Below are 22,342 nucleotides of genomic sequence, written 5' to 3' on the forward strand. Positions count from 1 at the left end.
CCACTCCCCCCACTTGCCCCCCGAGCGATGGTGCCGGCTCCGTCCTCCGCGACGAGCACGCCCGAACACGGCGCGGCACCGAAAGACCGACACCGGCTGTGAAACAGCCTCGCGACGAGAGGTATAGAAACATGGAGTACCGCCCGCACCGGACCGGTGTGCTCACCGTGGCCGTCCTCGCCTCCCTGGCTGTGCTTACCGCCTGCGGAAAAGGCGGGCCCGGGGTGAAGGCCGGCGAGGTCGCCACCACCGGCGAGACCCTGGTGGCCGCAGCCGCGAAGGAGGGCCAGGTCGTCTTCTACTGTTCCCTCACCCCCGCCTCGTGCGAAGCACTGGCCAAGGGGTTCGAGAAGGAATACCGGGGAGTCTCCGTCAAGGTCCTCAGAGCGACCAGCCCCGACCTCTCGGCGCGGTACGCGACCGAGAAGAAGTCGGCGGCCGAAACCGCCGACGTCATCCTGCACGCCGATGTCCCGTTCATCCAGACGGCCCTCAAGGAAGGGCTCGTCACGTCCTTCAAGGACGCCGGAATGCTGCCCGCCGACCACCCCGAGAAGTGGCTCCTCGACAGCGAGGGGATCGCCGGCACGCCGTACATCGTCGACGCCCTCGGCATCGGCATCAACACCGACCTGGTGAAGCCTCAGGACCGCCCGAAGACCTGGGCCGACCTGGGCGACCCCAAGTGGAAGGGCAAGATGAACGGCCCGCACAAGGACGGCTCCGGCTACGCCACCTACTACGGCACCGTCGACGACCACGTCGACGGCTTCCTGGAGAGCCTGAGCAAGCAGGAGATCTTCCCCGACCCCGGCGGCATGGTCAGCCTGACCGAGTCGCTGGCCGCCGGTCAGTACGCGATCCAGAGCGTGGCCAGCAAGGCCGCCATCGACAACGCCAAGGCCAAGGGCGCGCCGGTCGACATCGTCTTCCCGGAGCCCGGCGCCACGGGACCGGCCTTCGCCTACACGCTCAACCCCGAGCCCGGCCACCCCAACGCCCAGAAGCTGTTCGCCGACTACGTCCTGTCCGAGAAGGCCAGCCAGGCGCTGCACGGCGCCAACAGCGCGATAGCCACGCCCCAGGTGGAGACCGAGTTCGAACTGCTGCACCCCAACCTCGAGTACTACCGGCCCGCCAAGGTCGAAGAGGTCGCCAAGATCCTCAACGGCGGCAGGTGAGCGGGCACCATGAGCGAGAACTCCGTCATCGACGCCGAGCGGACCCCCGCGTCCGCCGGCCCGCCATATGTCCCGGTGCGCCCCCTGAGCGCTCCACGCCGCAAAGCCTCCCCCACCGCCTTCCGTCTCGTCGTCCTGCTGATGGCGGCCGGAGTGGCGCTGCTGATCGGCTATCCCCTGGTGCGGATCGTCCTCGGTCTGGTGTGGGTGGACGGCACACTGACCTTCTCGGCCGTCTCCGAGACCCTGGCCCTGCCCGGACTGGGTGACACCCTGCTCGACACGTTCATCGTGACCGGCAGCTCCGTCGCGCTGGCCCTGGTCATCGGTTCGGCCTTCGCCTGGCTCAACGAGCGGACCGACGCCCGGATGGGCGTCCTCACCGACGTGCTCCCCGTCGTCAACTTCCTGATGCCCGGCATCGCGACGGCGGTGGGCTGGCTGCTGCTGATGTCCTCGGACGCCGGATACGTCAACAAGGTCATCCGCGCGGTGGCCAACGGGGTGTTCGGGGCGAACCTGACCTCCGGGCCGTTCAGCGCCAACTCCTGGTACACCGTCATCGGCGTCTACACCCTCACCCTGGTCCCGTTCGTCTACCTGGTGGTCTCGGCCGGGCTGCGCAACCTCGACTCCCGGCTGGAGGAGCAGTCCCGGATGTGCGGGGCCGGTGTGTTCACGACCCTGGTCCGGGTGACGCTGCCCGCGCTGCGCCCGAGCCTGCTCAGCGCGGCCTTCCTGGCCGTGTGGTTCGGCTTCGCGGTCTTCTCGGTACCGGTGGTGCTCGCCGAGCCGGCGGGCATCCAGATGCTGTCGGTGGAGATCGTCCACCTGCTCACCTCCTCCTACCCGCCCCAGACCGGTGCCGCGATCGGGCTGAGCAGCCTGGAACTGGTGGTGCTGGGCGTGATCTGGCTGCTCCAGCAGCGGTCCCTGCGCGGCGGCCGTACGGCGGTGATGGGCGGCAAGGGATCGGGCACCGAGCGCATCCCGCTGGGCCGGCTGCGCGGGATGGCTCGGGCGGCGATGCTGCTCTACCTGTTCTGCGCCGTGCTCCTCCCCGTGGGCGCGCTGACCCTGGTCACCCTCAACGGCTACTGGGGCAACCCCTCCTGGAAGAACTTCGGCCTGGGCTCCTTCTGGTCGATCCTCACCGACCCCGCCAACCAGCAGGCGATCGTGAACAGCCTCCTGTTCGCTCTGGCCACCGCGACGGTCGCGGTCGTGATCGGCGGCGGCATCGCCTGGCTGTCGGTCCATTCCCCGGGCACCGTGGCGAAGGCCGCTGCGGCCGTGTCCAAGGTCCCGGCCGCCATCCCGCCGGTCGTCGTCGCGGTGGGCATGGTGCTGGCCTTCGCCGGAGAGCCGTTCTTCCTCGGCGGCACCGCCCTGATCCTGCTGATGGGCTTCCTGGTGGTCGCGATGCCGGAGGCATCCATCACCTCGGAGGCCGCCGCCGGCCAGGTCGGCAAGGAACTGGGGCAGGCGTCCTCGCTCTCCGGGGCCTCGCAGGGACGCACCTTCCGGTCCGTCTACCTCCCCCTGATGCTGCCGGGCCTGGCCGCCGGCTGGACCCTGATCTTCGTCCGGATCATGGCGGACGTCGAGGCCTCGGCCCTCCTGGCGAGCACCGGGACGCCGGTGATCGGCTTCCAGCTCCTGGCCATCTTCGAAGGTGGCGGCGGATACGCCGAACTGGCGGCGCTGGCCCTCTTCGTGTCCCTCGTCTCCATGGTGATGGTGGCGGTGGTCCTGAGCGCCACCTCGATGTGGCAGGCACGCAGAAACCGTCAACAGTCCTAGAAGGAGAGCCGTCATGGCGAATGTCGTATCCCTGGACACGGGAGACGTCACGGCCCGCGAGGCCGTCGCGCTCCCTCCGGCACCGGCCGCTCCGGAGCCGGCGCTCAGGATCAGGGGCGTCCGCAAGATGTACCGCCGCAGCGACGGGGAGTCGGTGCCCGCCGTCGATGACACCACCCTGGACATCCACGAGGGCGAGGTGCTGGTGCTGCTCGGTGCCAGCGGCTGCGGGAAGAGCACCTTCCTGCGGTGCATCGCCGGTCTGGAGAAGCCCGACGCCGGAAGCATCGAGAGCCGCGGGAAGATCCTGTCCTCCGCCGAGGACGGTGTCTTCGTCCCGCCCGAGCAGCGCGACATCAGCATGATCTTCCAGTCGTACGCGCTGTGGCCGCACATGACCATCTTCAAGAACGTCGCCTACCCGCTGACCACGGGCCACCACAAGGGCCTGACCCGGGAGCAGGTCCGGGAGCGGGTCATGGACGTGCTGGAGATGATGGGCATCGCGCATCTCGCGGAACAGCACCCCGCGCAGATCAGCGGCGGCCAGCAGCAGCGCGTCGCGCTGGCCCGGGCACTGGTCAAGGACTCCGGGATCGTCCTGTTCGACGAGCCGCTGTCCAACGTCGACGCCCGGGTGCGCGACCAGTTGCGCGTGGAGATCCGGGAGATGCAGAAACGCCTGGGCTTCACCGCGGTCTACGTCACCCACGACCAGGAGGAGGCGATCGGGATGGCCGACCGTATCGCCGTCATCGACCACGGGGTCGTGGCCCATGTCGCCACTCCGCGCGAGGTCTACCTCAGGCCGGCCAACCTCAGGGTGGCGCGGTTCATCGGCAAGCTCAACGAGGTGGAGGGCACGGTCACGGCCGTCCGGGGTGACGGCAGCGTCATGGTCGCCACCGCGCTGGGCGACATCGAGGCCGCCACCGGACAGGACGGCCTGCGCACCGGGCAGGAGATCGCCGCGGTCTGGCGGCCCGACCGCACGGTCCTCAACGGCGCCGACGGCGGCGGGAACTGCTGGCCGGGGACGGTGCGGACCTCGGAGTTCTACGGATCCTTCACCGACAGCCGCATCACGCTGGGGGACCGGGACCACGAGGTCATGCACTGGGCGACGGGGGACGTGCCCCTGGAGACGGGCGGCTCCGTGCGGCTCTCGGTCGCGCCGTCCGACGTCAGGGTGCTGGCGCGGTAGCCGAACGGCTGTGCCGACGACCAGAACGCCGGCGTTCCGGACGGAAGGGACTTCTTTCCTCCGGAACGTCCGCCGAGAGAATTCCATCCACCCACATGCCGGTTTATCCGGCTGTTACTATGCAGGGTTGAAATGCTCCGTGACCTCTTAGGGGAATGATGCAGCACACGCCACCCCCCGCTCCTCTGTATCAGCGAGTATTCGGGGTGATCTACCAGCGGATTCGCCTGGGTGACTACCCGGCGGGAGAAGCGCTGCCCACCGAGGACCGGCTCGTCGCCGAGTTCTCGGTGAGCAAGGCGACCATCCGCAAGGCCGTGGACGAGCTCATCGCCCGCGGACTGGTATTTCGCCGGCAGGGGAAAGGCACGTTCGTGTACGGGGACGCGGAAGAGAAGATCGGCAGTGTCTTCCGGGGGTCCCTGCTCGACCTCATCTCCGGTACGCCGCGCATGCCGCTCCATGACGTCGGGGTGGAGATCGGGGTCCGTTTTCCCGCCTCGGTCCGCGCGACCCTCGGCACCGACCGGGAGACCGGCAACGTCGTCTGGAACCGGCGTACCGCCGGCGGCACGGTGTTCGTCTACTCGACCCATTATCTGGCCCCGCAGATCGAGCACTTCGCACGGGATCCCCGCCTGCGCACCGACGGGCTGCTGGCGGTGCTGCACAGCGACGGGGTGGCCATGGAGGGAGCCGAGCAGCGGGTGTCGGCGCAGCTCGCCGACACCGAGGTGGCCCGACATCTGGAGACCGAACTGGGTGCGCCGGTGCTGTTCTCCCAGCGGATCCTGAGCTCCGCGGACGGCCCCATCGACGTACTGCACAGCTGGTACCGCGGTGATCTGTACGAATGGCGTTCACGCCTGGACATCAGGAGTGACGGTGGCGTGGTCATGGTGCCCGAGGAAAGCTGACGCCCTGCACGCCGGATAACGCAGGAACACGAGAAAGCGCACTCTTCTCCAGACTTCTGGAAAGGGTGTGCGGGTTGGACGCTGCCTTTTCCGGTGATTTCGACGACGTTTTTGATGGCCCGGTACCGGGTGTCCGAATCAGAGGAGTGAAGGAAATATGACGACGGTGGAAAACCGAACCGATTCCCCGGCCGATTCACCGGCGGACCTTTACGAGAGGCTGGCCGGGGCACATGTGGTGCCGCTGTGGCGGGTCCCGGGCACGGACGCTCCGGAGCCCGAACCGGCCGAGGTCCCGCACGTGTGGCGCTGGCGGGAGCTGATCCCCCTCATGGAGGAGGCGGGCCGCACCATCGACCTGGGCAGCGAGGCGGAGCGCCGGGCGCTCAACGGCGTCAACCCCGCCCGCCAGTGGGGCACGACGCACACCATGGTTGCCGGCTACCAGTTGGTCCTGCCGGGTGAGGAGGCCACCGCGCACCGGCACACCCCCGCCGCGGTCCGGCTGATGCTGGCCGGCCGGGGGCACACCACCGTCGAGGGCGAGCCGGTGCTGATGGAGCCCGGCGACCTGGTCCTCACCCCCGGATGGAACTGGCACGACCACCGCAACGTGGGCGACGAGCCCATGATCTGGCTCGACGGCCTCGACGTCCCCTTCGTCCGCGGCCTCAACGCCCAGTTCTACGAGGACTTCGAGGACAAGCGGATGCAGCCGGCGCGGGTCGCCGAGGACGACAGCGTGGCGCGGTACGGCGCCGGCATCGTACCGGCCGGCCCGCGGACCGGCCGGGCGCACTCGCCCCTGATGAAGTACTCCTACGCCGCCACCCTGGAGAGTCTGGAGCGGCTGCGGGAGTCGGAGGGCGACCCGGAGCACGGGGTCACCGTCGAGTACACCGATCCGCAGACCGGCGGTCCGGTGATGCCCACCCTGGGCTGTGCCGCGCAGCTGCTGCCGGCCGGGCGCCGCACCCGCCGTCGCCGGCACACCTCCAGCACGGTGTTCTGCGTGACCCGGGGCTCGGGCCACAGCGTGATCGGCGGCCGACGCTACGACTGGGAGCAGAACGACTTCTTCGTCGTCCCCTCCTGGAGCTGGTACGAGCACGTCGCGGCGGACGAAAGCCCGGACGTCACCCTGTTCGCCATGAGCGACCGGCCGATGCTCGAACCCTTCGGTCTCTACCGCGAACAGCTCGCCTGACCCATGACGACTCCGAGGAAAGAGGTCCCCATGGCCGGCCCGGAAAGCAGGCCGCACGTTCTCGTGATCGGCGGCGGAATCGGTGGCTTCACCACAGCCCTGGCGTGCGCCAGGCGCGGTATGTCGGTGCACGTCCTGGAACGCGCGCCGGAGATCAAGGAGATCGGCGCCGGGCTGCAACTCGGCCCGAACGCCGGCCGGCTGCTCGGCGAACTCGGCGTGCTGGACAGCGTGCTGCGCACCGCCGTGCTCCCGGAACGGTTCGTGATCCTGGACGCCTACACGGGCCGGGAGATCTACCAGGCACGGTTCGGGCAGGCGCTCGCCGAGCGGTTCGGCGCGCCGTACACGGTGATGCACCGCGCCGACCTGCTCGACACGCTGCTCCAGGGCAGCCTCGCCACCGGCCTGGTGACGGCGTTCACCGGCAAGGAGGTCGTCGGCGTCGAACAGGACGCCCGCGGCGCCACCGTCACCTGCGCCGACGGGTCGACGCACTCGGCCGACGTCGTCATCGGCGCCGACGGCCTGCGGTCCGCCGTCCGCCGCGAGGTGCTCGACGACAGCGAGCCGGCCGTCTCCCGGTACGCCATCTACCGCGGCCCCGGACCCCGCCCCGAGGGGGTGGAGGACGCGGTCACCCTGTACGCGGGCGACGGGCTGCACCTGATGCAGTACCCGATCCAGGGCGGCGAACTGCTCAACAGGGTGGCCTCGTTCCGCAGCGACCGCGGTGCGCCGGGCAGCGACACCTGGGCCACCCCGGAGGAGCTCTTCGAGAAGTTCGCCGACACCTGCGACCCCGTGCGGGAGGCGCTGCACCACCTGGACCTCGGCAAGCGGTGGGAGCAGTTCGACAGAAAGCCCATGCCCGGCTGGGCCCAGGGACGCGTCGCGCTGCTGGGCGACGCCGCCCACCCCATGCGCCAGTACCTCGCACAGGGCGCCGGCCAGGCCATGGAGGACGCCGTCGCGCTCGCCGCCGCCCTCGCCGACAGCCCGGACGACCCGGTCACGGCGCTCAAGGAGTACGAGGAGATCCGCTTCCCGAGGGCCGCCGCGGTGCAGCGCAACACCCGCTTCTTCGGGGAGATGGTCCACCTGGGCGGCGTCGGCGCGGTCCTGCGCGACTTCGCGTTCAGCTCCCTGACAGCGGACGACTACTCGCTCGCCGAGTGGCTCTACGGCACCGGCGGGGCGCCCGCCCCGCAGCCGCCCGCCCGGCTCGACTTCTACACCGAGGGGCGATGAAGTGACCATCGACCTGACCGTGGCCTGCGGGCCCTACGACCGCACGGCGGCGCTCGCCGACGGCCGGGTGCGCGTCCCCGGAGTGGACCTCACCTGGCTGCCGTTGGGCGCCGAGGAGATCTTCTTCCGGATGGCGCGGCACGGCGAGTTCTCCGCCTCCGAGATGTCGCTGTCCTCGTACACGCTGACGCTGGAGCGGGACCGGCCGTTCGTGGCGATCCCGGTGTTCCCCTCGCGCACCTTCCGGCACCACGCGGTGTACGTCCACGCCGACAGCGAATTCACCCACCTCGAGCAGCTCAAGGGGAAGACCGTCGGCATCCCCGAATACCAGATGACGGCCGCGGTGTGGATGCGGGGCATCTTCGACGAGCACTACGGGCTTCCGGTGGACTCGGTCTCCTACCGCACCGGGGGATTGCTGGAACCCGGCCGGACCGAGAAGCTGGCCATCCACGTCCCCGGCGTGGACATCACGCCGATCGCGGAGGGGCAGAACCTCTCCGACATGCTGGAGGCCGGCGAGATCGACGCCCTCTACACCGCCCGGGTGCCCCGCCACTTCACCGACGGCACCCGCCGGGTGCGCCGGCTGTGGGCGGACCCTGCCGCCGCCGAGAAGGAGTACTTCGAGCGGACCGGCATCTTCCCGATCATGCACACCGTAGTGCTGCGACGCGACGTCTACGAGCGCAACCGCTGGCTCGCCAGGGCACTGACCGACGCCTTCCAGGAGGCCAAGGAACACGCCGACCGGGCGCTCGGCGAGACCGTCGCGCTGGCCGGGATGCTGCCGTGGGGCCATCTGGCGGCGCAGTCGGCACGAGACGTCATGGGCGAGGACATCTGGCCCTACGGCCTGGCGCCCAACCACGCCTGCCTGACGGCCTTCCTGCGCTACCTGCACGAGCAGGGGCTCACCGGACGGCTGCTGGCCCCCGAGGAACTGTTCGCCCCGGAGACCCACGAGAGCTTCGTCGTGTAGTGGGCGGCGCGCGAGCGCCGCATATGACCTACCCATTGGGAGACGCTGATGAGCAGCGGTGAGTTCGCAACGCTTCTGAGCCCCTTCGCCATCGGTGGCAAGACGGTCCGCAACCGGATCATGCTCACCACCCACAACCCGAAGATGAGCGAGGAGCGCTACCTGCAGTACCTGGAGACCCGGGTCGCGGGCGGGGTCGGGATGGTCGGCATACCGGTCCTGAACGAGACCATCTCGACCCTGGCCTATGTCACGCCCGGCCAGCTCGACGGGATCTCCGCCCGGGACCTGGACGGCACCGCCGACCCCGAGACCGAGGAGGGCAGGGAGTTCTTCGACTCCCTCCTCCTGCCGCCGCTGCGGGCTCGCGCCGAGATCGCGCACCGACACGGGGCGCTGGTCTTCGGCCAGGTGGCCAACCGCGGCTCTATCCGGCTGCCCGAGACCTTCCAGGCGATGGTCTCGCCCAGCGGCATACCGGACCCGCACGTGCGGGCCCAGCCGCGCGAGATGACCACCGGCGAAGTGGAGCGGGTGGTGCGGCTGTTCGCCCGGTCCGCCTCGCGCATCCAGCGGGGCGGGCTCGACGGCGTCGAGGTGCACGCCACCCACGGCTACCTGGTCGAGCAGTTCCTCTCGCCGTCCACCAACCGTCGCACGGACCGCTACGGCGGCTCACTGGACAACCGGATGCGCTTCCTGACCGAGGTGCTCGAGGCGATCCGCGAGGAGTGCGGAGCGGACTTCCCCATCGGGATGCGCATCAGCGGCCTCCAGGCCCACCCCGGCGGGCTGACCACGGACGACATCGCGGCCGTCGTCAAGACCGTGGAGTCCTCCCTGGCCTACGTCAACATCACGGCCGGGACGATCGGCGCCCTGCACGACGGCGTGGTGCTCCCCTACGTCGCCTCCAGCCACTACGAGCCCGGCTTCAACGCGGACGCCGCGGCCACCGTCCGGGAGGCGGTCTCCGTGCCGGTGATCCTCACAGGCCGGATGAACGACCCCGCGCTGATGGAGGGCGTGCTCCGCAGCGGTGTCGCGGACCTGGTGGGCACCACCCGCGCCCTGATCGCCGACCCGGAGTTCGTGAAGAAGACCGCGGCCGGGCGGGCGGACCGCATCCACAAGTGCATCGGGATCAACGAGTGCCACTACCCCGACCGGGTCTCCTCCTGTCCGGTGAACCCGTGGGCGGGCCGGGAGCGCGAGCTGGACGTGCCCGCTCCCACCCGGCGCAAGCGGGTCCTGGTGGTGGGCGGTGGCCCCGCCGGCCTGATGTGTGCCCGCACGGCGGCGAGCCGGGGCCACTCGGTGGTGCTAGCGGAGAAGCAAGAGACGCTGGGCGGCAAGATCACCCTGCTCTCCCGTGACCCGCACCGCCGCGAGATGGCCTCGCTGATCGACGACCTCGCCCGGGAGGTGGCGGAGGCCGGGGTGGAGGTGCGGCTCGGGTTCGAGGTGACCCCCGAGTCCGTGGCCGAGATCGCGCCGGACACGGTGGTCGTCGCCACCGGCGCGCTCCCGGCCGTCCCGGACCTCCCCGGCCTGGAGGAGACCCGCACCTACACCGCCCTGGACATCCTCGACACGGACCTCACGGAGCTGGGTGAGAACGTGCTGGTCGTCGGCGGCCTCAACGACCACCTCGCGCCGCTGGCCGCCGCCGACCTGCTGGCCGGCCACGGCAAGAAGGTCGTGCTGCTGTCGGAGTGCATCCTGCCCGGTCAGGCCGCCGAGCCGTCGATCCTGCACCTGCTGACGAAGCGGCTGCTGGAGAAGCACGTACGGATCGAGGCGCTCACCCAGCTGGTGAAGGGGGGAGCACGCCCGCAGGTGCGCAACGTCTTCTCCGGGGAGACCTCCGACATCGGCGCCTTCGACTCGGTGGTGTTCGCCACCGGCGCCGAGCCGGTCGACTTCCCCGAGACCGGCGGCGAGTTCTACCGCATCGGCGACTGCCTGGCGCCGCGACGGCTGGTGCATGCCACGCTCGACGGCGCCCGTATCGGCTCCCGTCTCTGAGGGGGCACCGGAAGGCGGGCAGGGGCCTGGCGATCCCTGCCCACCTTCCGGCGCCAGCCGGATCAACCCTCCGTGAGATGTCTTGGTGATGGCGACGCTGCCGGCGTCAGGCTCGAAGCTCTCCGTAGGGCGTTGGAGGTGGGGGGCGTCGGCTCGACCGGTGCTTCCCGGCCAGAGTCTTCAGCATCGACGTCTCCATGACCCACCGGAGACGGCCCAGGCGGAACTGAGCTGCCCCGAGTTTCGTGGAGTTCGCGATCGTGTGATCAAGCGGTCTGCGGAACTTGCTCCTGTCTCGTCCAGTACGCCTGTTCGTACTCGTCGGGGGGCACGTAGCCGAGGGCGGAGTGGAGCCGTTCACCGTTGTACCACGCGACCCACTGGAAGACGGTCCGCTCGACCTCGTCGAAGCCCCGCTACGGACCCTGATGGTCGATCAATTCGGCCTTGAACGTGCCGTTCAAGGCCTCGGCCATCGCATTGTCGTACGAGTCCGCGACGGAGCCAACCGACGCCGAGGCGCCGACCTCGGCGAGACGCTCCGTATACCGAATGGACACGTATTGCGACCCGCGGTCGCTGTGATGCATGAACCGGTCGGAGGCGGCACCGTGCCAGTGCTCTTCGCCGGGCGGGCGGCTGACGGTTTCCCCGGGGTGTGCTTCGAGGACGGTGCCGTCGCGGGTGCCGATCAGGGCGATGCCGGAGACGGCCAGCAGACCGGGCCAGAACTTCTCGCCCAGCACCTCGTCGGTGGCGACCAAGGTGCCCGGGGCGTTGGGATGCGCACGTACTCGGCCTGGCAGGTGCCCATGAACGTGCGGTCGAGGCAGTTGGACTGGGAGCCGTTACGGCAGTTGGCGCAGGTGTTGTCCGAGGTGGCGAACGAACCGATGACGAACTGGCCCGGCTTCACGGCAGTGACCTCGCTGCCGACCTCCTCGAGGAAACCGAGGTACTCGTGGCCCATCGGGTGCGGCTCGTCGACCGTGTCCAGACCACGGAAGGGCCACAGGTCCGATCCGCACACGCAGGTGACAGCGGTGCGGATGATCGCGTCGGTGGGCTGGAGGATCTTCGGGTCGTCGAGCGTCTCGAAGCGGACGTCGCCGGGGGCGTGGATCACTGCTCCGCGCATGAGGGTGGTTCCTTACGTGCTGAGGGGACGGGCAGCAGGCGCCCGCGTGAAGTCGGCCAGGGCACCCGAGTGTGCCCTGCCACTTCCGGGCAACCGCTCTTCCACACGTACAGCGAGTCACGGATGAGGGATGTACCGGCGGTACATCGCTCCGGCAGCACTCGGCCCGTACGGTCGAGACATGGACAACCGCGATGAGGTCCGCGAGTTCCTGACCTCGCGGCGAGCCAGGATCACCCCGGAGCGGGCCGGGCTGCCGGGCGGGTCCCGGTGCCGCGTGCCGGGACTGCGCAGAGGCGAGGTCACCGCGCCGGCTGACATGAGCGTGGAGTACTACGCGAAGCTGGAGCGGGGCAGCCTCGCTGGCGGCTCTCCGGCCGTCCTGGAAGCCGTCGCCCGCGCAGCAGCCCACGACGAGCTGAGAGCGGTGCGATCGTGAGTCGGATCCTGGTGACGGGCTCTGCCGACGGGCTGGGGCGGGCCGCGGCAGACGCACTGCTGTCCGCCGGCCACGAAGTCGTGGTGCACGCCCGCAATGAGGAGCGCGCGGCCGGCATGCAGGGACTGGTCGACCGCGGGGCGGGCCTGGTCCTGGGCGATTTCGCGGATCGTGACGTGGTGCGGCGCATCGCCGCCGAACTCAACGAGGCCGCACCGCTCGATGCCGTGATCCACAATGCCGGCGTATGGAGCGGGCCTGCGGTCATGCCGGTCAACATCATCGCCCCGTACCTGCTCACGGCCCTGCTGCGCGGGCCGCGTCGGCTGATCTACCTGAGCAGCGGCTCGCACTACCAGGGGCGGATCTTCCTCAACGGCATCGACTGGCAAGGTGACAAGCCCGGCTCGTACGCCGACAGCAAGCTGTTCCTCACCACGCTCGCAGCCGCGGTGGCCCGCCTGCGCCCCGGAGTACTGAGCAATGCCGTGGACCCGGGCTGGGTGCCCACCAAGATGGGCGGCCCCGGCGCGCCGGACGATCTCGAGCTCGGTCACCGGACGCAGGCGTGGCTGGCCTCCAGCGATGACCCGCAGGCACTGACCAGCGGCGGCTACTGGTACCACCAGCAACGTCAACAGCCGCACGCCTCGGTGCTCGACGAGAACTTCCAGGACCGTCTCCTGCACACGCTGGGCGAAGAGACGGGCACCGCCCTCGCCTGACCGGCGGCGCACGTCCACGCGGTGCGCTGCTGTATCAGGCTCCATGCGAGGGGTCTCGCCACCTTCGCCGAAGGTGGCGAGACCCCTCGCTGAGGCCGCTACTACCAGGCCGCCTCCGCCACCGAGGGAGACGTCTTCTTCCGGTCGGCGTACAGCTCCGTCAGCCTTTCGACCGCCGCGTCCTGAGTCCGATACCCGGTTTCCTCTCACTGCTTTGCCCGAGCGTCGCGAAACCGGATGGTGCAGGCGTGCGGGCCACGACTGGGCTTGAAGAAGGGGCCCATGCCGCAGGCGGGCTGACGAGCCAAGGAGCGACACCTTCCGGGGACGAGTGGACCGGCGAACCTGGTCCTGCTGACGCTCCCCTCGGTCGGCAAGGCGGGGCCTCCCGCTCGCCGCTTGCTGGCCACTTGCTGACCCAGGGCTCAGCAATCATGCATATGACCTGCACTGATGCCCACTTTTCAGATCTTCGGAAACAACGTCGAGGACCGCATGGGGCACGTGCGGTACCTGCTGTTCTACCTGGTCTGCGGGTACGCGGCCGCATACGGATTCGCACTCACGAACACCGGCTCCCCCACCCCCTGATCGGCGCCTCGGGAGCCGTCGCCGGCGTCCTCGGCGCCTACCTGGTCCTCTACCCGAAGGCACGGGTCTGGGTCCTCGCCCCCTTCCTGATCTTCCTGCCGCTGCGGCTGCCGGCCTGGATCGTGCTCGGCATGTGGTTCGCGCTGCAGGCGGTCTACTCCTCGGGCGGAGGCGTCACCAGCGCCGGAGCGGTGGCGTACGTGGCCCACGTGGTCGGCTTCGTCGCGGGCATGCTGCTCGCCTGGCCCCTCAAACCGGGCACTCCCCCACCACCCGAACCGGGCGGCATCCGCTTCGGACGACAGACGCGAGGGGACTGGTAGGGCCACCCGCCGGGGGCCGGGCAGCGCAAGGAAACCCGGAACCGCTTTGCATAAGAGACGTTTTCATTTCCGGGCCGGTCGACGATTGTTGAATGATCCAACCACCTGCATGTTTTGCCAGATCTTCGAGCCTCCAGCAGGGCTCACACTGACCCATTGCCGACTTTCCTGACGCCCAGTCAGGCAAGAAGCGCCCCACAGGGGTCACGCCGAGCCCATCCATCACGGCTCGGAGTGGAGGCCCCCAGAGGCTCACAGCCGAGTCCGACAGGACCCCCGAGCACCCCATGTCGAAGGTGCCGCATCACGAGGCGGCGCGGAACATAGCCGGAGTTCCCCGGTCAGCCAAACCGGCGATACTCCGCATCATTCTCCCACCTCGACCAGGCCGGTCGTCCGTCTTGGCGAATGGTCCTCTGGCCCCGATGAGTACCTCACTGAACAGAGAAGAGACGCCGATGCACACGGGACGGAACCGCTCCGAGAAGACTCCTCGGCCTCATTCTGCTGGGGGGGGCAGCAGCTCCACTGTGGAGCCCGTACTCATGGATACTTCCGAGCTCGCAGCCATGATCAACATGTCCGAGAGCTGGGTATACAGAGAAGCCCGAAAGCTGGGCTCAAGGGCTACAAGCTTGGGCGGGGCAGAAATGCGAAGGTCCAGTACAAGAGGTCCGATGTCTTCAGATGGCTGGAACAGCAAAAGCTGCACTGCCGTACTGGCAGTCACAGGCACGAGCCGACCAGGCCCCGACCTGCATGAGGTCCTGGAACGCTACTGCCGCGGGGGCATGACCTATGTGATCCTCGACGGCACGCTGATCGAGTCGGACTGGGGCGCCGCCGTGCGTGAGAAGAGCAGCGACTGGTGGTTCAGCCAGAAGCACAAGGCTTTCGGCGGGAATGCGTACTCAGGTTGAACTCGCGGAGTCCGACGCACTGATCACGTCGCAGTCCATGATCAGGCCGGTGGGTGGGAGGCAGCCGTCGATCAGATGGGGCCGGTACTGGACCTTCTTCAGCTTCCGCTTGATCACGCGGGTCAGGTGGGCGAGGCCGGCCGCAACGAAGTCGGCCAGGTGCCGCTTGAGCAGCGCCCAGATCCCCTCGGCCAGGCTCAACTCCGGAGCATACGAGGGCATCTGGAAGGTGCGTAACCAGTCCTTGTGCTCCTCGGCGAAGTCCGCCGGCTCCTTGACCAGGTGCACGTTCAGACTGTCCCAGCACCACACCACCGGGGTGCCAAGCTGCACGTGGGTCATGACGATCAGATCGCGGTACGGGCGCCAGGAGAACGCCTTCGACTCGCCCCGCCACCCGTGCCAGATGTGCAGCCTGAGCAGGAAGCGGGAGCGGTGTCCGGCGTGGTAGCAGACCACGCCCGCGATGTTGACCCGCCCGCGGTTGTGGCCGCGCACCCGCGCCACCGGCCGCTGCCCGCACGGGGCCCAGGTGCGCCCTTTGAGCGGCCTCAGCCCCTGGCCGGTCTCGTCCTCGAAGCAGATGTGGGCGCCCAGGTGGGCCGCGGTTCTTTTACCTGAGGCCACACCTCGGCCTTCCACACCGCAATCGCCTCCTCGTCGCGTTCCAGGGCCCGCCGTACCGGCACCTGAGCGGACCAGCCGTGCCGCCACAGCATTTTCCACACGCCCTGGATGGTGTAGCCGACATGGAACATCCGCCCGATCAACAGCTTGATCCGCTTCAGCGTCCAGCCCTGGAACTCGTCGTCGAAGCCGTGTGCGAGCGGACCGCGCCTCAACTCCCGCTCCAGCCGCTCCCACTGCGCCCGGCTCAACCGTTCCACCGAGGCAGCCCCGTCGAGCGCAACGTGTCCGCACCACCCTGCTCCCACGCCCCCTGCCAGCGCCGCACCGACCGCACCGTTACTCGAAGGCCCCGCGCGACGGTCTCGGTCGGCTCCCCACGAGCGAACCGCTCGGCGGACTCCAGGCGCACCAGCTCCCGCTTCTGCTGCTCCTTGGACGTCAGCCCGCCCCCATGCACATACCGCATGACGACGTCATACCGCGACGATCAATAACTGAGCTCTTTCCAACCTGTCGGGTTGGAGGGCCAGTTGGGGTGACAGACAGGTGAAGCCCCTGGTAGATGGGTTTTCGACCAAGAAATCCGTCTCCACCAGAGGCTTCGTGTGCTTGTCTACCCTTCCCCGAGCTCTCGGCTTCTCCCCCAGCTACCGCTGGGAGGTGCCCCCAGAGCAGGGGAGGCCCCATCGCGTCGACGTGTCCAGTTCCGCCCTGCGCTTCCTGTCCGCCAAGCTCCGTCAGCGCCGCCAAGAGCTCGGCACCCGCTGGCGGCGCCTGAGCGTCGGCCGTCAGGCCCTGCTCACTCTTGCCCATCTCCGCAACGGCCACCCGTATGCCCAGCTCGCGGCCGGGTTCGGCATCGGGACCACGACCGCGTACCGGTACATCACCGAGGCCGTCGAGGTCCTGGCCGCTCTCGCGCCGACCCTTGCGGAGGCGGTCCGGAAAGCATCCTTGAAGGCGTTCGTGCTGCTGGACGGGACCCTGGTGCCGATCGACCGGATCGCCGCGGACCGGCCCTTCTACTCGGGGAAGCACAAGAGGCACGGGGTGAACGTTCAGGTCCTTGCCGATCCCTTCGGCCGGCTGCTGTGGGCCTCACCGGCCTTGCCCGGCGCCGTCCACGACATCCGCGCGGCTCGCGAACAAGGCATCGTCGACGCCCTAGTACTCCAGCCGTAGTTGTGGATCTTGGTGGGCTGCCCTCGGCAAGCAGCCGAGTGCGGGAAAAGTGAGCGGAGTGAGGACTCACTCATTGACGGAGTGAGTCCTCACTCCGTACTCTCGCGGTCATGACAGCACCCAAGGAGAACCCGACCACCCGCCGCCGCGCCCCCGGCATGTCGCCGGAGCAGCGCCGCGCGATGATCATCCAGACCGCGATCCCGCTAATCGCCGAGTACGGCGCCGCGGTGACGACCGCGAAGATCGCCCGCGCCGCGGGCATCGGCGAGGGCACGATCTTCCGGGTCTTCGCCGACAAGGACGAGCTGCTGCAGGCCTGCATGGCCGAGGCGCTCTCCCCCGAGCACGCGGTCCGCGAGCTCGACGCGATCGACGTATCCCAGCCGCTGCCCGACCGGCTCGCGGAGGCGGCCGAGGCGCTGCAGGCGCACCTGTCCAGGATGGGCGCGATCGCCGGCTCGCTGGGGCATCGCGGCGGCAAGCACCCCGGCACGGTGCGCGGCGCGGGCCGCGACGAGTCGACGGCCCGCATCCGCGCGGCCCTCGCAGAGCTGCTGGAACCCGACAAGACCGTCCTGCGCCGGCCGCCGGAGCAGATCGCGGCCCTCTTCTTCGGGCTGCTCTTCGCCCAGCCGCGTACGGAGGACGAGCCCGACCTGACCCCGCAGGAGCTGGTGGAGGTCTTCCTGCACGGGGCGCTCTCGGGGGGCGCCAAGTGAGCGCGCGGAGAAGGCGCCTGGGGGTTACGGCCCTGGCCGTCCTGGCCCCCGTCCTGGTGTGGCTGGTCGCGGACCCACTGCTGGGGCACCGGCTGCGGATCGCCGACGGCGAGCAGACACTCGACATCGGCGCCGTGCCCGTGGCGGTCGTCGCACTGCTCGCGTCGCTTGCCGGCTGGGGCCTGCTGGCCGCCCTGGAGCGGTTCGGGGCGCGGCGTGCCCGCGCCATCTGGACCGGGGCGGCCGGCGCCGTACTGGCCGTGTCCTTCCTGCCGTTCCTCGGCGACGGCATGGACGGCGGCACCCGGGTCTTTCTCGCTCTGATGCACCTGGCGGTGGCGGCGGTGCTGATCCCGGGGCTGGGCGGCAGGTCCCCCGGGGCGGAAGCCGGTGCCGCCAGGGGGTGACCGCCGGCACCAAGTACGCCGCGAACAGCACCAGAGGGAGGCAGCCCTGCCAGAGCGTTGCGCGGCCGGGGATGACCGTCAAAGTGCCCACCACGATCGAGATGAAGAGCGATACCTGGTGGGTCGGGCCGAGGCCCAGCAAGAGCGGACCCTCGTGTCAGATCGCTGCGATGGCCACCGCCGGGATGGTCAGGCCGATGCTGGCGATGTCGGAGCCGTAGGCGAGGTCGGGGAGGTCTGGGGTGGGGTCGGAGACGGGTGCGGCCACCGATGATCATCGGTGGGTGAAGACTGAAGATCAGGCGGTGGCCGCTGGTCACAGCGTAGACCCGGGCCGTTGGGACGATGACTTCGCAGGGCTGATGCGGCGCATAGCCGGACGGTTCGCGCGTGCCGAACCCCGCCGTCGGGTAGGGAAGTTCATCCGAGGGCTGCTGGCGGACCTGCCGCGGAAGAACTGCTGGACGATCGCGGAGTGGGCCGGCGAGGCCACACCGGATGGGATGCAGCATCTGCTGGAGCGGGCGAAGTGGGACGCGGACGCAGTCCGTGACGATCTGCGTGAGTACGTCGTCGACCACCTGGGCACCGAGCAGGCGGTGCTAATCGTCGACGAGACGGGCGATGTGAAGAAGGGGCAGGCGACGGTCGGGGTGCAGCGTCAGTACACCGGCACGGCGGGCAGGATCGAAAATGCGCAGGTGGCGGTCTACCTGGTGTATGCCACCGAGTGTGGACACGCCGCTGTGGACCGGGAGTTGTACCTGCCCCGCACCTGGGCCGAGGACCCTCAGCGATGCCGGGCGGCCGGGCTGGAGCCCGACACCACGCGCTTTGCGACCAAGACGCAGCTGGCCGTGGCAATGATCGAGCGGTTCTGCGAGACCGGGCACACGGTCGGCTGGGTGACCGGGGACGAGGTCTATGGAGGCAACCCCGCTCTGGCCCAGATGCTGGCCGAGCGCCAGATCGGGTCTGTCATGGCCGTCTCGTGCCGCACCGAAGTCCGCACGGCCGGTGGGAAGTTCCGTGTCGATTCACTGGTACGCAAGGTGCCGCGCACCGCCTGGCAGCGAATGTCCGCCGGAGGCGGCGCGAAAGGGCCGCGCCACTACGACTGGGCCGCCATCGACCTGCTCCCGGAGGCCGTCGCGGGCGTCTACCGGCTGCTCATCCGCCGCAACCGCACCACCGGCGAACTGGCCTACTACCGCTGCTTCAGCCCCCATCCGGTGCCGATCGGCACGCTGGTACGCGTCGCCGGGATGCGCTGGAGGATCGAGGAGACCTTCCAGGCCGGCAAAGGACTCGCCGGCCTGGACGAGCACCAAGTCCGCCGCTACACCCCCTGGCTGCGCTGGGTCACCCTGGCCATGCTCGCGCATGCCTTCCTCGCCGTCGTCCGCGCCCGCGAGCACCGCGACCACCCCGTCCCCGACGGTCTGATCCCACTCACCTGCAACGAGATCCAGCGACTGTTTGCCACCCCCACAACGCCGCCCGACAACCAACGCGAACACCGTCTGCACTGGTCCCTATGGCGCCGCCGGCATCAAGCCCGAGCCCGCACATGCCACTACCGCCGCCGCACAGCCACACCATGAAGATCCACAACTACGGCTGGAGTACTAGCCGAGGCCGACATCACGTGCTGGGCCGACAAGGGCTACCGGGGTGCCGGCGGCACGGTCCGCACCCCGTGTTGGGGACGGTGGGAGACCCTGTCCACCGGTCAGCAGGCGGTGAACCGGTCCCACGCGAAGATCCGCGCACTCGTCGAGCAGGCCATGGCCACTCTCAAGTCCTGGCGGCTCCTCCGCAAGCTCCGGTGCTCGACCACCCGGATCACCAGCCTCGTCCAAGCCGTCCTCTGCCTTCATCTGGCCAGCTCAGACCGATGATGGAAAACCCTCCTTCACTCGGACAAGACGGAGAACCAGATTGCGGATCCGCTTCCTTCTGCATCTCGGAGGAATGAGATTGCGCAGACCGGGAAGGATCTGCGGTCGGGCACATTTCCGCCAGGGCGCCATCCACCCTTCCGCTGCGTTGCCGATGTGAAGTTCAAAGGGTGAAGACATGCAGGGCGACGACCTTCGCGGCCAGCCCGGCAGACGACCCCATCACACCCGACGAGGTGACGAAGCTGCAGTTCATCCGCCGAGAGTGGGGCTTGATGTCGACCTGTAGCCGCACGGCCGGACCGGCTGTCGCGGCCCGCACCTCCGACAGGTTGACGCAGTTGATTGCGACAGCAAATTAGCGCAACTGGGCCAATCCTGCTACGGTCAAAAGAAATCCGTCTCTCTGGACCGGTCGATACATGCGGACTCCGGCGACCGGATGACTCCGCCCTGCCCGTGAGGGTGGATGCGGGGCCGCATGGCGAAAATAAAGGGACATACGTGACGAACAGAAAAAGAGTAGCGATTGTCGGTGCCGGCCCCTCGGGCATGGCTCAGCTGCGGGCCTTTGAGACCGCAGCGCGCGCGGGGGCGGACATCCCCGAGATTGTCTGTTTTGAGAAACAGGCTGACTGGGGTGGCCAGTGGAACTTCACCTGGCGCACCGGACTCGACGAGTACGGGGAGCCCGTGCACTCGAGCATGTACCGCAATCTGTGGTCGAATGCGCCGAAGGAAGCGCTGGAGTTCGCTGATTACACCTTCGACGAGCACTTCGGTCGCGCCGTCTCCTCATACCCGCCGCGCCCGGTTCTGTGGGACTACATCGCCGCTCGGCTGAAGAAGACGAACGTGCGCGATTTCATCCGTTTCCAGACCGTCGTGCGCTGGACGGAATACGACGCCGAGCGTGAGGTCTTCACGCTCACGGTCGAGAATCTCCCCACCGGAGAATCGACGACCGAGGAGTTCGACCATGTGGTCGTCGCCAGCGGCCACTTCGCTTTCCCCAACGTGCCGCACTTCCCTGGCATCGAGACCTTCCCCGGGCACATCGCCCACGCGCACGACTTCCGCGGCGCGGAAGCCTTCAAGGGGCAGGACGTCCTCGTCGTCGGCTCCAGCTACTCGGCCGAGGACATCGGCAGCCAGGCGTTCAAGATGGGCGCACGCTCGGTGACGGCGAGCTATCGTTCCGCGCCGATGGGCTACGACTGGCCCGAGGGCTTCGAGGAACGCCCCGTCATCAAGCGCATCGAGGGCAACACGGTCCACTTCACCGACGACACCTCGAAGCACATCGACGCCGTCGTCCTGTGCACCGGCTACCTGCACAAGTACCCGTTCCTGCCCGACGAGCTCGCGCTGGCCTCCCCGAACAACGTGTACCCGGACGGCCTTTACCGCGGTGTCGTGTGGCAGGACAACCCGCGTCTGGCCTACCTCGGCGCGCAGGACCAGTGGTTCACCTTCAACATGTTCGACGCGCAGGCCTGGTACGTACGTGACCTCATCCTGGGCCGCGCCGAGCTGCCGTCGGAGACCGAACGCTCCGCCTCCATCGCCGAGTGGCGGGAACGTTTCGAGAAGCTTTCCTCGGACGCCGAAGAGGTCCGCTTCCAGGCCGACTACGTGCGTGATCTGCTGCGGCAGACGGACTACCCCGAGTTCGACCTCGACCGGGTCGTCGAGATCTTCCTCGCGTGGAAGCGCGACAAGAAGGCCGACATCATGTGCTACCGCGACCGTGCCTACCGCTCGGTCATGACGGGAACCCTCGCCGCCGAGCACCACACACCGTGGCTCGAAGAACTCGACGACTCGATCGAGCGCTACCTCGCCGAGGACCCCGCCAAGACCCTGCAGAACGCTGAGCGCAGCCTGGCGGCGTAATTCCCCGAGGTCAGGGGCGGACCCCACTACGGGTCAGGGGCCCAGCAGCTCTCGCTGCGGGCCCCTGACCCGTATCCATGGGGTGGGCACAGCTGGGGGATGTCGGTTGCCGGGGCCAGGGGGAGTGCGCCGTGGGTCGTGGGAGCGTGCCGTGGGCCGTGCCGGATGGCTTGTGTGTGTGGGGGGATCGAGCCGCAGCCCTGTGAAGACCCTCCGCAATCGCCTCGGCATCGGCGCGACCCGCTCAAGAACCCTGGCCTCCATGATCCGCGCAGAACGCAACGATCACTTCCAAGGGCAGCCCTGGTCGAATACAGTGAGCAACTTGGGGCCTTCGAAAGACAGCGGACGGTAGGCATCTCGGCCGAGGGCTGCCGTGTGTCAGGCGGGCGATGCTATCCGCGAGGTAGTGGGCAAGTAGCCAGTGCCGTTCAGTGCTCGGCCACTCTCGAGTGCTGCGATTTCCTGATACAGGCCGCTGCGGCTGATGGTTGACTCACTCACTTCTGCAAGAGTCATTAGAGGTCATCTCATTTGGCTCGGTAGGCTGTCGGCCATGGCAGGGATCGTTGAACGGCTGGTGCCGGACGAGCTGTGGGAACTGTTCCAGCGGGTGGTGCCGGAGGCGCCCTCACGGCCCCAGGGAGGCGGCCGGCGCCGGCACGGTGACCGCGAGGTGCTGGCCGCGATCGTGTTCGTGGCCACGTCGGGCTGCACCTGGCAGCAGCTTCCCGCGGCGTCGTTCGGGCCGTCCGGGGCAACGGCCCACCGCCGGTTCACCGAGTGGACCAAGGCCCGGGTCTGGGCCAGGCTCCACCGCCTGGTCCTGGACGAACTCGGAGCCCGCGGCGAGCTGGACTGGTCGCGTTGCGCGATCGACTCGGTGAACATG

General features: G+C 68.8%; 15 protein-coding genes and 8 pseudogenes. 19 read left to right on the plus strand and 4 right to left on the minus strand.

Going from position 1 to position 22,342, the window contains the following annotated elements; genetic code table 11:
• Window positions 1-131 precede the first annotated feature (131 nt).
• From AOK11_RS04205 to AOK11_RS04240, 8 genes are all read left to right on the plus strand, one after another.
• Window positions 132-1,181, plus strand: a complete 1,050-nt coding sequence (locus tag AOK11_RS04205) for an ABC transporter substrate-binding protein (RefSeq protein WP_055592263.1) — start codon at window positions 132-134, stop codon at window positions 1,179-1,181.
• 9 nt (window positions 1,182-1,190) lie between these two features.
• Window positions 1,191-2,984, plus strand: coding sequence for an ABC transporter permease (locus AOK11_RS04210; RefSeq protein ID WP_055592264.1), 1,794 nt, complete (start codon window positions 1,191-1,193; stop codon window positions 2,982-2,984).
• Between the two features lie 13 nt (window positions 2,985-2,997).
• Complete coding sequence (locus AOK11_RS04215; RefSeq protein ID WP_055592265.1) at window positions 2,998-4,188, plus strand: ABC transporter ATP-binding protein; 1,191 nt, start codon at window positions 2,998-3,000, stop codon at window positions 4,186-4,188.
• 158 nt (window positions 4,189-4,346) lie between these two features.
• Entirely contained in the window at window positions 4,347-5,105 is a 759-nt protein-coding gene (locus tag AOK11_RS04220; RefSeq protein ID WP_276204794.1) for a GntR family transcriptional regulator, read from the plus strand.
• 157 nt (window positions 5,106-5,262) lie between these two features.
• A complete protein-coding gene (locus AOK11_RS04225) occupies window positions 5,263-6,312 on the plus strand; it encodes a cupin domain-containing protein (protein WP_055592267.1) in 1,050 nt (349 codons plus the stop codon).
• Window positions 6,313-6,342: 30 nt separating this feature from the next.
• A complete protein-coding gene (locus AOK11_RS04230; RefSeq protein ID WP_055592268.1) occupies window positions 6,343-7,563 on the plus strand; it encodes an FAD-dependent oxidoreductase in 1,221 nt (406 codons plus the stop codon).
• Window position 7,564: 1 nt separating this feature from the next.
• The gene (locus tag AOK11_RS04235) at window positions 7,565-8,548 is read left to right on the plus strand and encodes a substrate-binding domain-containing protein (RefSeq protein WP_055592269.1); all 984 of its coding nucleotides are present in this window, start codon (window positions 7,565-7,567) and stop codon (window positions 8,546-8,548) included.
• 48 nt (window positions 8,549-8,596) lie between these two features.
• Window positions 8,597-10,576: an oxidoreductase gene (locus AOK11_RS04240; RefSeq protein WP_055592270.1), complete on the plus strand. Its 1,980-nt coding sequence runs from the start codon at window positions 8,597-8,599 to the stop codon at window positions 10,574-10,576.
• A gap of 266 nt (window positions 10,577-10,842) precedes the next feature.
• On the opposite strand, the pseudogene AOK11_RS46625 reads toward AOK11_RS04240, so the two are convergent.
• From AOK11_RS46625 to AOK11_RS43805, 3 pseudogenes are all read right to left on the minus strand, one after another.
• A pseudogene (locus AOK11_RS46625) lies at window positions 10,843-10,947 on the minus strand (hypothetical protein); the annotation flags it as partial.
• Between the two features lie 48 nt (window positions 10,948-10,995).
• Window positions 10,996-11,166: pseudogene (locus tag AOK11_RS46630) on the minus strand (IS3 family transposase); the annotation flags it as partial.
• 54 nt (window positions 11,167-11,220) lie between these two features.
• Window positions 11,221-11,714: pseudogene (locus AOK11_RS43805) on the minus strand (alcohol dehydrogenase catalytic domain-containing protein); the annotation flags it as partial.
• A 181-nt stretch (window positions 11,715-11,895) separates the two neighbouring features.
• On the opposite strand from AOK11_RS43805, the pseudogene AOK11_RS04255 reads away from it, so the two are divergent.
• The 4 genes and pseudogenes from AOK11_RS04255 to AOK11_RS46115 form a co-directional block, all read left to right on the plus strand.
• Window positions 11,896-12,132, plus strand: a pseudogene (locus tag AOK11_RS04255) (transcriptional regulator); the annotation flags it as partial.
• A gap of 17 nt (window positions 12,133-12,149) precedes the next feature.
• Window positions 12,150-12,878 (plus strand): SDR family NAD(P)-dependent oxidoreductase, encoded by a 729-nt coding sequence (locus tag AOK11_RS04260; protein ID WP_055592272.1) that lies wholly within the window; start codon window positions 12,150-12,152, stop codon window positions 12,876-12,878.
• Window positions 12,879-13,346: 468 nt separating this feature from the next.
• Window positions 13,347-13,792: pseudogene (locus AOK11_RS04265) on the plus strand (rhomboid family intramembrane serine protease); the annotation flags it as partial.
• Window positions 13,793-14,583: 791 nt separating this feature from the next.
• Window positions 14,584-14,712 carry a hypothetical protein gene (locus tag AOK11_RS46115; RefSeq protein WP_276204793.1) on the plus strand — a complete coding sequence of 43 codons (129 nt, stop codon included), beginning with the start codon at window positions 14,584-14,586 and terminating at the stop codon, window positions 14,710-14,712.
• On the opposite strand, the pseudogene AOK11_RS46635 reads toward AOK11_RS46115, so the two are convergent.
• Window positions 14,704-15,808: pseudogene (locus tag AOK11_RS46635) on the minus strand (IS630 family transposase). The gene AOK11_RS46115 and the pseudogene AOK11_RS46635 overlap by 9 nt on opposite strands.
• Window positions 15,809-16,053: 245 nt before the next feature.
• Between AOK11_RS46635 and AOK11_RS04285 the strand changes: the two are divergent.
• From AOK11_RS04285 to AOK11_RS04310, 7 genes and pseudogenes are all read left to right on the plus strand, one after another.
• Window positions 16,054-16,509, plus strand: a pseudogene (locus tag AOK11_RS04285) (transposase family protein); the annotation flags it as partial.
• Between the two features lie 125 nt (window positions 16,510-16,634).
• Entirely contained in the window at window positions 16,635-17,246 is a 612-nt protein-coding gene (locus AOK11_RS04290; protein ID WP_055592275.1) for a TetR/AcrR family transcriptional regulator, read from the plus strand.
• Window positions 17,243-17,653 carry a DUF6069 family protein gene (locus tag AOK11_RS04295; RefSeq protein WP_055592276.1) on the plus strand — a complete coding sequence of 137 codons (411 nt, stop codon included), beginning with the start codon at window positions 17,243-17,245 and terminating at the stop codon, window positions 17,651-17,653. The genes AOK11_RS04290 and AOK11_RS04295 overlap by 4 nt, the downstream gene beginning before the upstream one ends.
• Window positions 17,654-18,015: 362 nt before the next feature.
• Window positions 18,016-19,257, plus strand: coding sequence for an IS701 family transposase (locus tag AOK11_RS04300; RefSeq protein ID WP_079034625.1), 1,242 nt, complete (start codon window positions 18,016-18,018; stop codon window positions 19,255-19,257).
• A 24-nt stretch (window positions 19,258-19,281) separates the two neighbouring features.
• A pseudogene (locus AOK11_RS39115) lies at window positions 19,282-19,554 on the plus strand (transposase family protein); the annotation flags it as partial.
• A 504-nt stretch (window positions 19,555-20,058) separates the two neighbouring features.
• Window positions 20,059-21,450, plus strand: coding sequence for an NAD(P)-binding domain-containing protein (locus AOK11_RS04305; protein ID WP_167353759.1), 1,392 nt, complete (start codon window positions 20,059-20,061; stop codon window positions 21,448-21,450).
• Between the two features lie 556 nt (window positions 21,451-22,006).
• On the plus strand, window positions 22,007-22,342 hold a 336-nt coding region (locus tag AOK11_RS04310; protein ID WP_055592280.1), incomplete at its 3' end, for an IS5 family transposase.

The organism is Streptomyces hirsutus, assembly GCF_001418415.1.
Taxonomy (GTDB): domain Bacteria; phylum Actinomycetota; class Actinomycetes; order Streptomycetales; family Streptomycetaceae; genus Streptomyces; species Streptomyces hirsutus.

What these genes read in the sequence shown, in the direction of transcription:
- AOK11_RS04205 (WP_055592263.1), top strand. Translation starts at nt 132, where the DNA reads ATGGAGTACCGCCCGCACCGGACCGGTGTGCTCACCGTGGCCGTCCTC.
- AOK11_RS04210 (WP_055592264.1), top strand. Translation starts at nt 1,191, where the DNA reads ATGAGCGAGAACTCCGTCATCGACGCCGAGCGGACCCCCGCGTCCGCC.
- AOK11_RS04215 (WP_055592265.1), top strand. Translation starts at nt 2,998, where the DNA reads ATGGCGAATGTCGTATCCCTGGACACGGGAGACGTCACGGCCCGCGAG.
- AOK11_RS04220 (WP_276204794.1), top strand. Translation starts at nt 4,347, where the DNA reads ATGCAGCACACGCCACCCCCCGCTCCTCTGTATCAGCGAGTATTCGGG.
- AOK11_RS04225 (WP_055592267.1), top strand. Translation starts at nt 5,263, where the DNA reads ATGACGACGGTGGAAAACCGAACCGATTCCCCGGCCGATTCACCGGCG.
- AOK11_RS04230 (WP_055592268.1), top strand. Translation starts at nt 6,343, where the DNA reads ATGGCCGGCCCGGAAAGCAGGCCGCACGTTCTCGTGATCGGCGGCGGA.
- AOK11_RS04240 (WP_055592270.1), top strand. Translation starts at nt 8,597, where the DNA reads ATGAGCAGCGGTGAGTTCGCAACGCTTCTGAGCCCCTTCGCCATCGGT.
- AOK11_RS46115 (WP_276204793.1), top strand. Translation starts at nt 14,584, where the DNA reads ATGACCTATGTGATCCTCGACGGCACGCTGATCGAGTCGGACTGGGGC.
- AOK11_RS04290 (WP_055592275.1), top strand. Translation starts at nt 16,635, where the DNA reads ATGACAGCACCCAAGGAGAACCCGACCACCCGCCGCCGCGCCCCCGGC.
- AOK11_RS04300 (WP_079034625.1), top strand. Translation starts at nt 18,016, where the DNA reads ATGCGGCGCATAGCCGGACGGTTCGCGCGTGCCGAACCCCGCCGTCGG.